Origin of the sequence: Pseudomonas vanderleydeniana, assembly GCF_014268755.2 — a bacterium.
Taxonomy (GTDB): Bacteria; Pseudomonadota; Gammaproteobacteria; order Pseudomonadales; family Pseudomonadaceae; genus Aquipseudomonas; species Aquipseudomonas vanderleydeniana.
Genome location: NZ_CP077093.1, coordinates 4,656,707 through 4,670,207 on the forward strand (window position 1 = coordinate 4,656,707; position 13,501 = coordinate 4,670,207).

11 protein-coding genes are annotated in these 13,501 nt (G+C 60.5%); 9 read left to right on the top strand and 2 right to left on the bottom strand.

Going from position 1 to position 13,501, the window contains the following annotated elements:
* Window positions 1-27: 27 nt before the first annotated feature.
* Complete coding sequence (locus tag HU752_RS20860; protein ID WP_186675869.1) at window positions 28-609, bottom strand: amino acid synthesis family protein; 582 nt, start codon at window positions 607-609, stop codon at window positions 28-30.
* A 117-nt stretch (window positions 610-726) separates the two neighbouring features.
* Between HU752_RS20860 and HU752_RS20865 the strand changes: the two genes are divergently transcribed.
* The 4 genes from HU752_RS20865 to HU752_RS20880 are packed head-to-tail and all read left to right on the top strand — an operon-like array spanning window position 727 to window position 5,258.
* A complete protein-coding gene (locus HU752_RS20865) occupies window positions 727-1,578 on the top strand; it encodes a fumarylacetoacetate hydrolase family protein (RefSeq protein WP_186675867.1) in 852 nt (283 codons plus the stop codon).
* A 41-nt stretch (window positions 1,579-1,619) separates the two neighbouring features.
* A complete protein-coding gene (locus HU752_RS20870) occupies window positions 1,620-2,177 on the top strand; it encodes a VOC family protein (protein ID WP_186675865.1) in 558 nt (185 codons plus the stop codon).
* Between the two features lie 56 nt (window positions 2,178-2,233).
* Entirely contained in the window at window positions 2,234-3,664 is a 1,431-nt protein-coding gene (locus HU752_RS20875; RefSeq protein WP_186675863.1) for an aldehyde dehydrogenase family protein, read from the top strand.
* Window positions 3,665-3,692: 28 nt separating this feature from the next.
* Window positions 3,693-5,258 (top strand): bifunctional 3-(3-hydroxy-phenyl)propionate/3-hydroxycinnamic acid hydroxylase, encoded by a 1,566-nt coding sequence (locus HU752_RS20880; RefSeq protein WP_186675860.1) that lies wholly within the window; start codon window positions 3,693-3,695, stop codon window positions 5,256-5,258.
* Between the two features lie 59 nt (window positions 5,259-5,317).
* Here HU752_RS20880 and HU752_RS20885 read toward each other — a convergent pair whose 3' ends face one another.
* Window positions 5,318-6,004, bottom strand: a complete 687-nt coding sequence (locus HU752_RS20885; RefSeq protein ID WP_186675857.1) for a GntR family transcriptional regulator — start codon at window positions 6,002-6,004, stop codon at window positions 5,318-5,320.
* A gap of 268 nt (window positions 6,005-6,272) precedes the next feature.
* Here HU752_RS20885 and HU752_RS20890 point away from each other — a divergent pair, with 268 nt between their 5' ends.
* The 5 genes from HU752_RS20890 (at window position 6,273) to HU752_RS20910 (ending at window position 13,417) form a co-directional block, all read left to right on the top strand.
* Window positions 6,273-6,692, top strand: a complete 420-nt coding sequence (locus tag HU752_RS20890; protein ID WP_186675855.1) for a GlcG/HbpS family heme-binding protein — start codon at window positions 6,273-6,275, stop codon at window positions 6,690-6,692.
* A gap of 120 nt (window positions 6,693-6,812) precedes the next feature.
* Window positions 6,813-8,462, top strand: coding sequence for a DUF1302 domain-containing protein (locus tag HU752_RS20895; RefSeq protein WP_186676124.1), 1,650 nt, complete (start codon window positions 6,813-6,815; stop codon window positions 8,460-8,462).
* A 26-nt stretch (window positions 8,463-8,488) separates the two neighbouring features.
* Entirely contained in the window at window positions 8,489-9,841 is a 1,353-nt protein-coding gene (locus HU752_RS20900; RefSeq protein ID WP_186675852.1) for a DUF1329 domain-containing protein, read from the top strand.
* A gap of 65 nt (window positions 9,842-9,906) precedes the next feature.
* Window positions 9,907-11,025 carry a WD40/YVTN/BNR-like repeat-containing protein gene (locus HU752_RS20905; RefSeq protein ID WP_225920045.1) on the top strand — a complete coding sequence of 373 codons (1,119 nt, stop codon included), beginning with the start codon at window positions 9,907-9,909 and terminating at the stop codon, window positions 11,023-11,025.
* The gene (locus tag HU752_RS20910) at window positions 11,015-13,417 is read left to right on the top strand and encodes an efflux RND transporter permease subunit (protein WP_186675842.1); all 2,403 of its coding nucleotides are present in this window, start codon (window positions 11,015-11,017) and stop codon (window positions 13,415-13,417) included. Before HU752_RS20905 ends, HU752_RS20910 begins: the two co-directional genes overlap by 11 nt.
* The last annotated feature ends 84 nt before the right edge of the window (window positions 13,418-13,501 follow it).

Consider the following 13,501-nt stretch of genomic DNA (forward strand, 5'->3'; position numbering starts at 1 on the left):
TGGTATTGAACGGTGGAACCTACAGCCTTATCGCAGGCCGTCTTCGCCCTTGACCTGCGCGGCGCTCAAGCCGCCAATCCGTGCATGAATGCGTCCACCTGTGGCCATGGCCAGACCAAAGGCGATCTCATTGCGCCGAGGTCCATCCCAGACCGTCATTTCGGCTACACCGAAATGGCTGCGCACGTAAGCGGCCTGAGTATGTCCCAAGGGAATCATCAACCGCGAACCAAGCCCGGCGATACTCTTGGCTGAGGGGACGATCGCTTTGGGTTGGCCCAACGCTTCACGCATGGCCCAGCCACCGGCTTCATGCCACAACGCGCCATGCTCGAGCTCACCCTCTTCTCCCACGATCGCTCCCTTGCCGTAAGCCTGAACACGCTCGGCGCCACCCAAAACCTCGATCAGGCGCTGCGACAACTCAGAGCCCAGGGCACGCAATTGCGCCATGAACGGCAGCAGATCATCGACATAGCGACCTGCATAAGGGTTCTCCACCACCGCCAGGGCCACCGCGACCAGCAAAGGCTGCGCAACCGACGCCCCACCCTCGTGATGCACCTCTTCCACATCCAGTTTGATTTTGCGGATCTTCACCAACGACATGCTCGATCTCCGTCTGAAGCCGGCTCGAAAGAAGTTTTTGAGCGGGCTTCCACAGTATGCATTTTTTGATGTATGGTGCAAGAAATTATGTTTTATGCACAAAAAGAGGTGTCACCAATGAAACTGATTTCTTATCGACACAACCAGCAGGCGCACTTTGGTGCCGTGGTGGGCGAGCACGTCGTAGAGCTCACTGCCCGGTTCCGAGGAATCCATGACCTGGCAACGCTCCTGGCCGATGACCACCTGCTCGAACAGGCCCGCGCCCACGTTATCAGCGCCACGGCAGACTATCCCTTGAGCAGTGTCCAGCTCGAACCGGTGATTCCCGCACCGGGCAAGATCATCTGCGTCGGGATCAACTATGTGGCCCATGCCGAAGAAGCTGGACGCAAGGTCGGACAGCATCCGGTGATCTTTCAGCGGTTTGCCGAAACCCTGCTCGCCCATGGTGAACCGCTGCTGCGCCCACGCGTTTCCGAGGAGTTCGACTTCGAGGCGGAACTGGCCGTGGTCATCGGCAAGGGCGGCGCGCACATTGATCCGGCCGATGCCATGGAGCATGTCGCCGGCTACACCTGCTTCAACGACGCCAGCGTGCGGGACTGGCAGTTCCACACCCATCAATACGGAATGGGCAAGACCTTCCGCAGCACCGGAGCGCTGGGACCCTGGCTGGTGACTGCCGATGAGATCGCGGACTATCGCCAACTTCAGGTTCGCGGCATTCTCAACGGTGAGCAGATGCAGGAAGGCACGCTGGCCGAGTTGGCGTTCGACATCCCCACCCTGATCGCCTACGTCTCCAAGGCACTGACCTGGAATCCTGGCGATATCCTCGCCACCGGCACCCCCAGTGGCATCGGCTTCAAACGCACGCCGCCGGTGTTCTTACGACCAGGTGATGTGTTCGAAGTGGTTATCTCGCAAATCGGCACCCTGTCCAATCCGGTGCAAGACGAAGCCTGAAGCACCTTCGCGCCAACAATTACAAGAAGAGGGCAATTGCCATGAACACCTTACCGCGCATCAACTTCACCCACACCGGAACCTTCTGTGCAGACCTGGACAACATGGTCGAGTTCTACTGCAGCAAACTGGGCTTCATTGTCAGCGACAAGGGGGTCGCGTCCACGGGCCACCGCCTGTTCTTCATGACCCAGAACCCCGAAGTGCATCATCAGTTGGTGCTCTTCGACGGCAAGCCGGTTGATTTGCCGTTCAACCCGATCAACCAGTTGTCATTCCTACTCGATTCCATCGAAGACCTGCAGCGCTACTACCAATTCGCCAAAGCCAACGGCATCGGGCCGATCGACCAGGTGGACCACGGTAATGCCTGGTCCCTGTACTTCAGGGACCCGGAAGGCAACCCGATCGAAATGTATGTCGACTCCCCCTGGTACACCAGCCAACCCTGCCGCGAACCTCTGGATCTGGAGCAGAGTGCCGAGCAAATCAAGGCACAGACGCTGGCCCTGTGTCAGCGCCGTCCTGGTTTTCTCACCCGCGAACAGTGGATGGCCTCGATTGCTCAGCGCATCGCCGAGCAGCGGGCACGCTGGTAGCTATCCGATGCGGCCTGCCGCGGCAGGTCGCTTACTCATGCGTCAAGAGTCACGCCATGCACAAGAATCTGATTGCAGGACAGTGGTACGCAGGCTGCGGGGTACGCGAGAACATCAACCCCTCGGACATCCATGACACCGTGGGCCTGTACGCGCAAGCGAGCCGTGACGATACACTCATGGCCATTTGCGCCGCTCAACGGGCTCAGCCGCAGTGGGCGGCTCGCACCCCGCAGCAACGCGCCGATGCCCTGGACTTCATCGGCAACCAGTTGCTGTTACAGCGCGAGAGCCTGGGCCATCTGCTGGCCCGGGAAGAAGGCAAGGTGCTGGCCGAAGGGATCGGTGAGGTGACCCGCGCCGGGCAGATCTTCAAGTTTTTCGCCGCAGAAGCCTTGCGCATTCGCGGCGAACATTTGGCATCGCTGCGCCCTGGGATCGAAGTGGACATCCGCCGTCATCCGGTTGGGGTGGTCGGCATCATCACGCCGTGGAACTTTCCGATCGCGATCCCTGCATGGAAGATTGCCCCGGCCCTGGCCTATGGCAACAGTGTGGTGTTCAAACCCGCCGACCTGGTCCCCGGCAGCGCTTGGGCGCTGGCCGATATCATCAACCGGGCCGGCCTGCCCGACGGCACCTTCAACCTGTTAATGGGACGCGGCAGCGTGGTCGGCCAGACAATGGCGGAAGCTGCACAGGTCAATGCCATCAGTTTTACGGGCTCCGTGGAGACCGGTCGGGTGCTGATGCAAACCGCTGGAGCACGCTTTGCGAAGCTTCAACTGGAGATGGGAGGCAAAAACCCACTGATCATCATGGCCGATGCCAACCTCGACCAGGCGGTAGAGTGTGCGGTACAGGGCGCCTACTACTCCACAGGCCAGCGCTGCACGGCGTCTTCACGCCTGATCGTCGACAAGGCCATCTACCCCACGTTCACTGCAGCCCTGATCGAACGCCTGAAACACCTCAGGGTTGGCCATGCCTTGCACGCAGACAGCCAGATAGGACCGGTGGCCGACGCAGCGCAACTGGAGCAGAACCTCGACTACATAGCGATCGGTCGCCATGAAGGGGCGCGCCTGGCTCATGGCGGCGAGCGACTCGAACGCGAGACGACCGGTCACTTCATGAGCCCTGCCCTGTTCGTCGACGCCAGCGCCGAGATGCGCATCGCCCGTGAAGAAATCTTCGGACCGGTGGCCTGCGCCATCCCCGCCGACCATTACGAGCACGCACTGGCGTTGGCCAATGACAGCCCTTTCGGCCTGTCGGCCGGCATCTGCACCACCTCGCTCAAACACGCCACGCATTTCAAGCAGCACATGCAGAGCGGCATGGTCATGGTCAACACCCCAACGGCCGGCGTTGACTACCACGTGCCCTTCGGCGGCTGCAAAGGTTCCAGTCATGGGTCCCGCGAACAAGGTAGCTACGCCGCCGAATTCTTCACCACGGTCAAGACGGCCTATACCCAGGCCTGAAACGCACAACAATAAAAGGTGAAACACAATGATTTACGACTTGATCATCGTCGGCATGGGCCCGGTGGGCGCTACAGCCGCCAACCTGGCGGGCCTGTGGGGCCTGAACGCCCTGGCCCTGGACAAGGCCGAAGGCATCTATGAGAACCCACGAGCGATGGGCCTGGATCACGAAGTCATGCGCGCCTTCGACAATATCGGCCTGGCCGAAAGGATAGCCAGCCATGTCATGCCCTACCGGGCCTCGCACTACGTGAGCGGCGGCGCACGCTTGATCAAGCGCATTGATGCCGCGAAACCGCCCTATCTGTTGGGCTGGTCGCCCAACTACGTGTTCTCGCAGCCCCCCGTGGAGCGGGCGTTGCGCGAGCGAATCAACGAGTTCCAAAGCGTCAGGGTGCAGTTGGGCTGCGAGGTGCTGGACATCGAGCAGAAGGGGCCGCTCAGCCAGGTTCATGTTCGCAACCGGGACGGCCATGAGGCGCTTTACAGCAGCCATTACGTACTGGCCTGTGATGGAGGCACCAGCCCCATCCGCATGCGCCTGCAATTGCCCATGGACGATCTGGCCTTCGACGAGCCCTGGCTGGTCGTCGATGTGACACTCAAAGAGGGCGCCGGCGCCGATTTGCCGCAAACCAATGTCCAGTATTGCGAAGTTGAGCGCCCCTGCACCTTCGTGGTCGGGCCAGGACGTCATCGCCGCTGGGAGTTCATGATCAACCCCGGCGAGTCGCCCTCCGATATCGCCAACCCCGAGTCGATCCGCACACTGATTTCGCGATGGTTGCCACCGGACGCCTACGACATCTGGCGCGCCTCCAGCTACCGCTTCCATGCGCTGATCCTGCAGCAATGGCGACACGAACAAACGTTCTTCCTGGGTGATGCGGCACACATGACCCCTCCCTTCCTCGCTCAGGGCATGTGCCAGGGCATTCGCGACGCCATGAATCTCATCTGGAAACTGGCCCTGGTTAGACGTGGGCTGGCACAACCGTCTCTACTCGACAGCTACCAGAACGAACGGGCACCACATGTCCGCTGCACAACGGAGGTGGCCAAGACGTTCGGCCAGACCATCTGCGAGCGAGATGCGCAACGAGCCGCCGAGCGCGACGAACGCCTGGTGGAGCAGCTTCAGGCCCGTCCAGACGGCACCATGACCCGGCAATCGTTGATTCCCGGCCTGACCAGCGGCTTTATCGACACCTCGGCAGGCGCCGGTGAACTCTTCCCGCAACCGCTGGTGCGCAACCACGGCGGTGAAACCGACCTGCTGGATCGTTTCACAGGCCAGTCGCTGCGTCTGGTGCTGTCTGACAAAATCGCTGATCCGGGACTGGCGCCATTACTGCAGCGGCTGTGTGCCCACCTACCGCTGCATGTGATTCAACTGGTCGAGATGCAGCCTTCAGCACAAGCCGTTGCAGAACAGTATCAGGAACAGGGCGATGTATTAGGCGCCTGGATGCGCGAGCGCGATTGTCAGGTGGTGCTGGTGCGTCCCGACCATTACGTCTATGGCACAGCGCAAGACGGCGAGCAAGCCTTGGCCCTGGTGCAACGACTACTCGCCGCCCTGGCTACCTGAAATGAAAGGGGCCCATGCAGCCACGACCTGCATGGGCCCCTTGGGTACGCGATGATCGATTACTGCAACGTGGAGTGCTGGCCCAACAGAGCGTCGGTGACCCGGCTGAGGGTTTCGCCAATATGCCGCCCAAGCAGGTCAAGTGCCTTCGCACTGTCGCGGGCCAAAACCGTCTCCATCAGTTGCTTGTGCTCGTCGTTCTTATGCCGCTCGACCTTGCGGCGCAAGGCCGAAAAACGCCGGTAACGCTCTGCTCGATCAAACAACGAGTCGATCGTGCGCAACAGCAACGTGGAGCGGCAAGCGGAGAACAGGGCAAAGTGGAACGCCTTGTGCCGCTGCGACCAGTCGTCATTGAGCGCGACGGGCAGACTACCCAGCTTCTTTTCGACCAGGCATAGCCGGTGGTAGGCACCCAATACATCCGCTTCCCAGGCATCGTCACCGTGTGTAATCGCATCGGCCAACGCCTCACGCTCCAGCAAGGTGCGCAGATGGGTGATCTCCTCAAAATCTTTGACCGACAGCCCCGCGACACGAAATCCCTTGTTCTCGTTGGCGTCGACAATGCCCTCTTGGGCCAGCCGGTTGAGCGCCTCGCGAATCGGCGAACTGCTCAGCCCGTAGGCCTTGGACAACTCCGCCACCTTGAGTTTTTCGCCTGGGGCCAGCTCGCAGCAGATGATCGATTTCTTCATCTGCTGGAGCGCGATTTCGATCAGTGAGCCGCTTTGATTGCTGAGCATGTGTCTCGTCCGATGGATGTTGCACTGATTGCCATTTTATGCGCAAAAACACCTTTGTGCAATTTATGAGCACCACCAGTCGTCAGCAAGTATCCGTAAACAAAGCCCGAAGGTCCCACCGACTGAGGCGTGCTGTTTTTCTTGACATTGAAAATGGACAGATTTATTTTTTGTGCACAAATTCATTTTTAAGGCAGATTAAAATGAATCACGCACAAAAATATCAACCTGCTCATGATCGTCTCGTCAGTGTCGGAGAGTAACGGCCATGCCATTCAAAGCCGTACTCGACCGCCAGCAGGCCGAAGCCATGCTCGACGCCGCCGAACTGGAGGCCCAACACAACGATTGGGCTGTCTCGATCGCTGTGGTCGATGACGGCGGGTATCTCCTGGCTTTCCGCCGCCTGCAAGGCGCCTCGGCCTCTTCAGTACAAATTGCCATCGACAAGGCCCGCTGCTCTGCCCTGACCCGTCGTCCGACCCGTTTTTTCGCCGAGCTGATCAACGCCGGACAACTGGGGGTCGGGACTCTGCCAGGCATCGTCGCCATGGTTGGCGGACTGCCCGTGGTGGTTGCCGGCCAGGTAGTCGGCGCCATTGCAGCCAGCGGCGTGAAAGCCGAATTCGATGCCCAGATCGCCAGCGCAGGTCTGCGCAGCGTCATGCCGGTCTCTCAGGAGGGCTGATCCCCTCCTCCTTGCCAGCCACAGGAGTCATGACCCACCCAGAACGTCGCTCAGCTCTGCTACCGCCATAAATCGATTCGCTTCAACAACAATAAAAAAGCAGAAGAGGTTTCCATGAAAATGCCGCATTGCTGCCCCGCTCGCCCGGAGCGCTTCAGCCGCATCACCGGTTCCGTCAGCGCCGCCCTCGCCTTGTGCACCTCGTTCAATGCTGCGGCATTCCAATTCGAGACCGGCATCCCCGAGCTCAGCACCCGCTGGGACAATACCCTCAAGTACAGCAACGCCTTTCGCGTCAAGGGCCGTGACGCCAACGTTGCAGCAGGCCCGGGCACCTCGGTACCCAACCCCAACGTCGACGATGGTGACCGCAACTTCAGTAGCGGTCTGATCTCCAACCGTCTCGATCTACTTTCGGAGCTGGACATCCGCTACCAGGACGTCGGAGCACGACTGAGCGGCGCGGCCTGGTACGACTCGGTGTACAACGAGCGCAACGACAATGATTCGCCCGCCACGGCCAACGCAATGAGCGTGCGCAACGATCACTTCACCGACGACACACGCAAGCTGCACGGGCGCAACGGCGAGCTGCTCGATGCCTTCGTCTATGGCTCACGGGAGATCGGTACGACACGGCTATCGGGCCGTCTGGGGCAGTTCACGCAGATCTATGGCGAAAGTCTGTTCTTCGGCGCCAACGGCATCGCCAACGCACAGTCCACGGTCGATCTCGTTAAGCTTCAGTCGGTGCCTGGTTCACAGTTCAAGGAAATCCTCCTGCCCACCAAGCAGGTTTCAGGTAACTGGCAACTGACGGACACCATCAGTGTCGGTGCCTACTACCAGTTTGAGTGGAACAAGACCCGACTGCCCGGTTCTGGCAGTTACTTCAGTAACGGTGACTTCGTCGGTGACGGTGCCGAAAGCGTGTACTTTCCCACCGGTCGCCTGATCCGGGGGGCCAGTATCAATGCGCGGAACTCAGGGCAGTTTGGTGCACAGTTCAAGTTCAGTCTCGAGGACTGGGAGTTCGGCCTCTATGCGGCCAAATACCATGAGAAGACCCCCATCTTCTACTTCCGTCCTGCCGCGTTGATTCCGGGTAACGACGACAGCTACGTCAATGTCTACGCCGAAGACGTGAAGGTGTTCGGTGCCAGCTTCAGCAAGCAGGTGGGCGAAGCCAACGTGGCCGGTGAAGTGTCCATGCGCGTCGATACGCCGCTGGCGCCAACCGGCGGTGTGGTGATCGCCGGCCTGGGCGCCGACAACGATCGGCACCCCGCCTACCCACTCGGCAACTCCCTGCATGCACAGGTTTCAATGATCAACGTCTACGGTGGCAACAGCCTGTGGGATGGCGCATCCCTGGCAGGCGAACTGGCCTTCAATCGGCGTTTGAGCGTGAAGAAGAATGCCGACCAGCTCGACCCGAACACCACTCGCGATGCCTATTCGCTGCGCTTCACGTTTGAACCCCAGTATTTCCAGGTGATACCGGGAGTGGACGTGCAACTGCCCATTACCGTGGGCTACACACCCTACGGGCGCTCGTCGGTGACGCCCCAGGCCTTTGCGCCCGAGCATGGCGGGGACATCACCTTCGGCCTGAAGGCCGACTACCAGAAAACGTGGTACGCCTCGCTTAGCTACACCAACTTCTTCGGCGATGGGGGCCCGATCATCGACGAGAACAGTGCCTACACCTTCAAGCAGACCCTCAAGGACCGTGACTTCGTCGCTTTCTCGATCCAGCGCACGTTCTGATGCCCGCCTTGTCCCGGAGAATGACCATGAAACAGACTACCCACCTTGTGTCCCTGCTGACCGTACTCAGCCTCGTCTGCGGCCATGCCGTCGCAGCCGTCAGCGCTGACCAGGCCAATACGCTGAAAACCACACTGACGCCCATGGGCGCGGAAAAAGCCGGCAATGCCAATGGCAGTATCCCTGCCTGGACTGGCGGCCTGACCAAAGACGTGCCTGGCGCCAAGTTCGGCGACGCGCCGGTTGATCCGTTTCCCGGCGAGCGGCCAGTGCTCCAGATTACTGCCAAAAACGCCGCACAGTACGCCGACAAGCTCAGCGAAGGCACCCGGGCGCTGCTGCAGCAATACCCTGACAACTTCCGCGTCGATGTGTACCCCACCCACCGCACCGCTGCAGCCCCCGAATGGACCTACGCCAACACCCTGAAGAACGCCACCGACTGCCAATTGATTCAGGAGGGGCTGTCAGTCAAGGGGTGTTATGGCGGCGTGCCATTTCCGATTCCAGCCAATGGCAATGAGGTGATATGGAACTTCCTGCTGCGCACCGAGGCCGAGTCCATCCAACACGGCTATCGCAATGTGATCGGCAACGCCGATGGCAGTCGGACCCTGGCGAGCCGTGGAGTGGAGAACTGGCAGTACCCCTATTACTACAAGGACGGTAACGCCCAGGGCTGGAGTGGTGAATACGTGCTGTTGCGTTTCCTGACCAACGAACCTCCCTTCAAGGCCGGGGAGTCGCTGGTCACCCATGACAGCATCGATGCGGCCAATCCACGCCAAGCCTGGCAGTACCTGGTCGGGCAGCGCCGTGTCCGGCGCGCACCGACGGTAGGTTACGACACCCCTGACTTCGTGGCCTCCGGCGCCAACTACTTCGACGAGGTGCACGGGTTCATCGGCCACCCTGACCGTTACCAATGGAAGCTGATCGGCAAGAAGGAAATGTACATCCCCTACAACCTCAACGCTTTCCATGCGGCCAAACCGGAAGAGGTGTACACCGAAAAGACCCTCAACTCGGACAAGATGCGCTGGGAGCTGCATCGAGTCTGGGAGGTCGAGGCCACGGTAGCGCCCGGCAAGCGTCACGCCGTACCCAAGCGGCGCTTCTACATCGACGAGGACAGCTGGACGGTTTCGCTGGTGGATGGCTACGACGCCCAGGGCAAGCTCTGGCGCGTGACACAAGCTCTGCCCTTCGTGGTACCGGCCATTCCTGCCGTAGTGGTCAAGCCAGTGGTCATCTACAACCTGCAGGCCAAGACCTACAGCATGGTCCAGGGCCTTAACGGAGAGACCTACAAAGTCGTCGAGCGTAAACCGGAGAACTTCTTCACCGGCAACGCGGTGGCTTCGGGCTCGGCACGTTGAGCCAGCTCCCGTAGTCCCCGAGGCGGGTTACGCACCCGCCCTCTCTGTCGATCGTCGAGGTTGAAATGGCTATGACAACAAAGCTCTATGCGCTTTGCGCGCACGTGCGCCTGCCCCTGGCGTTGTACCTGCTGGGCATACTGCCTGCCATGGCGGCGCAAATCGAGGCGCCCCTCCAGGAGCGCCCGGCCCTGCATAGCGAATTGGCAGCACGTTCGCTGATGCTGGATGTCACCCGAGCAGGCAGCGACCTGCTGGCCGTCGGGGAGCGTGGATTCATCCTGCGCTCACAGGACAACGGCCATAGCTGGCAGCAAGTACCTTCCCCCGTCAGCGTGACCCTCACACGAGTCACTTTTCCTACGCCATCCCAGGGCTGGGCGGTCGGTCACGCCGGGGTCATATTGCACAGCGACGATGGCGGTCGCAGTTGGATCAGACAACTTGAGGGCACGCAGGCGGCGCAACTGGCCGTGGAAGCAGCGGATGCCGCGTACACCCGACAACCGGATGCCGACAGCCAGCGACACCTCGACGATGCCCATCAACTGGTGGAGGACGGTCCTGATAAACCGTTCCTAGCGGTGCACTTCCTCGATGCCCAGCGCGGTCTGGTGGTCGGCGCCTATGGGCTGGCCTTTGCCACGACCGACGGTGGTCAGCATTGGCGTTCGATCAGCCAACAGCTCGACAACCCGTCTGCCCTGCACCTCTACGACATCGTGGACCTCGACGGCACCTTGTTCATCGGCGGCGAACAAGGCCTACTGCTGCGCTCGACCGATCAGGGCGAACATTTCAGTGCACTGGATACACCTGCCTCAGGCACCTTGTTCGGTCTGCTGGCCGGGCCCGGGAAGAACCTACTGGCCTTCGGATTGCGCGGCAAGATCATGCGCTCGGAGAATCTTGGCGACAGTTGGCAGACCGTCATCAACGACCAACCGATAACCCTCACTGCCGGTGCGCGTGCCAGTGACGGCACACTGCTGCTGGTCGATGAAACCGGCCGCCTCCTAATCAGCCGCGATCAGGGTCGCCACTTCAAGGCAACCGCCAGCCAGGCCGGCGCCCTAACCAGCCTGAGCGAAGCCGCAGAGGGTCGCTTCATGCTCAGCGGCCTACGCGGGCTGACCGCTTTCTCCCTGCCAGACGGACAACGGAGCAGTGCCCGTGAACAGTAAAGTGACCGCGCCTGACAACAGCGCCCTGCTTGACCTGAAAACCTTCGACAAACATTCCGGCAGCCTGGTCGAACGCCTGCTGTTCAACCATCGCGGCCTGGTGGTCGCCCTGTGCCTGCTGCTCAGCGCCCTGCTGGGCTGGCAAGCTACCGGGCTAAAGTTGAGCGCGGCTTTTGAAAAAATGATTCCGGTCGGTCATCCGTACATCGAAAACTACTTCAAGTACCGCGCACAACTGGGCGAAGGCGGCAATACCTTGCGCATCGCCCTGAGCAGCCGCAACGGCACGATCTACGATGCCGACTACCTCAATACACTGAAACAGCTCAACGACGACCTCTTCCTGCTCGACGGCGTTGACCGCCCCTACATGAAGTCACTCTGGACTCCGGCGACACGCTGGATCGGCGTAACCGAAGAGGGGTTCGATGGGGGTCCGGTCATCCCCGACGATTACAACGGCTCAGACGCTAGCATCGATCAGGTCAGACAAAACGTCGAACGCTCTGGTGAAATCGGCCGCCTGGTGGCGACCAACATGCGCTCCAGTGTGATCCTCCTACCGCTTCAGGATACCAGCGCCACAGGTACGGTGCCGCTGGACTACCATGCACTGTCTCAACGCTTGGAACAATTGCGTCAGCAGTACGAAGGTGACAAGTACCAGATCGCAATCACCGGATTTGCCAAGGTGGTCGGTGATCTGATGGACGGTCTGCTGCAGATGCAGGTGTTCTTTGCCGCTACCCTGCTGATCTGTGCTCTCGTGCTGTTCTGGTACACCCGCTGTCTGCGCAGCACCTTGCTGGTGCTGGCCTGCTCACTGATCGCGGTGGTCTGGCTGCTCGGACTGCTGCCAACGCTGGGTTATGCACTGGATCCGTATTCGATTCTGGTGCCCTTCCTGGTTTTCGCCATCGGTTTGAGTCATGGTGCCCAGAAGATGAATGGCATCATGCAGGACATCGGCCGGGGTGCCGACAAGTTGATCGCCGCCCGCTTCACCTTCCGTCGACTGTTCCTCACCGGGCTGATGGCATTGATGGCCGACGCTGTCGGATTCGCCGTACTGATGATCATCAACATACCGGTGATACAGGACCTGGCGGTAACTGCCACGCTGGGCGTCATGGTATTGATCCTGACCAACCTGGTGCTGCTGCCGATCCTGCTCTCCTACACGGGTGTGAGCCTGACAGCCGCCCGTCGTGAGACAGAAGCCGAGCGTTTGTCCCTGGGTGACATGCAACACCGCCGACACCCGTTGTGGTCGTTTCTGGACCGTTTCACCGAACTCAAGTGGGCGCTGGGGGCCATCGTCGTAGCCGCCACACTGGGGGCCGTAGGCTTCGCCGTCAGCCTGCACGTCAAGGTTGGCGACCTCAACCCAGGGGCCCCGGAACTGCGCGCAGACTCACGCTACAACCGTGACAACGCCTTCATGGTCGGCAACTATGCCGCCAGCAGTGACAAGTATGTGGTCATGGTGAAAACGCCGCCGTTCTACTGCGCCAACTACAACACGCTGGTCAGCGTGGATGCCTTGGAGGCCCGGCTGCAGCAACTGCCCGGCGTGGTGTCCACCACGTCCCTGGCAGCCTTGAGCAAACAGGCCGCCGCCGGTATGAATGAAGGCAGCCTACGCTGGTATGAGATCCCGAAGAACCAGGGGCTGCTCAACGCCATCATCACCCGGGCACCACGCGAACTGTTCAATCAGAACTGTGATCTGCTCACCGTCAACGTCTTTCTCAGTGACCACAAAGCCGACACCCTCACACAGGTCGCAAAGGCCGTCGACCAGTTCGCAGCGCAGTACAACACGCCCGACCTACAGTTCATGTCGGCAGCCGGCAATGCCGGCATCGAGGCAGCGACCAACATCGTGGTCAAGCGTGCCAACCTTCAGATGTTGCTGATGGTGTACGCCGCAGTGATCGTGCTGTGCTTCATTACGTTCCGCTCATGGAGGGCGGTGGTGTGCACCGTACTGCCGCTGATGCTCACGTCTGTGTTGTGCGAAGCGCTCATGGTGGGACTGGACATCGGACTCAAGGTCGCGACCTTGCCAGTCATCGCCTTGGGCGTCGGGATCGGGGTGGACTACTCGCTGTACATCCTCAGCATCACACTGGCGAACCTGCGCCACGGCGCCAGCCTCTCCCACGCCTACTACAGTGCCTTGCTGTCGACCGGCAAGGTGGTGGTGCTGACCGGCGTCACGCTGGGTGTGGCGGTGGCGACCTGGGTGTTGTCTCCCATCAAATTCCAGGCGGATATGGGAGTGCTGCTCGCCTTCATGTTCATCTGGAACATGCTAGGAGCGCTCATCCTGACCCCGGCATTGGCGAGAATGCTGCTCAAACCCGATCGCAGACCTAACGCGGACTGAGCCGTTACCCTGTACCTATAGTCAACAATGAAACGCCCGGTCTGTCCCGGATCTCGTGGACGGACCGTTAGGCACGACTGATCT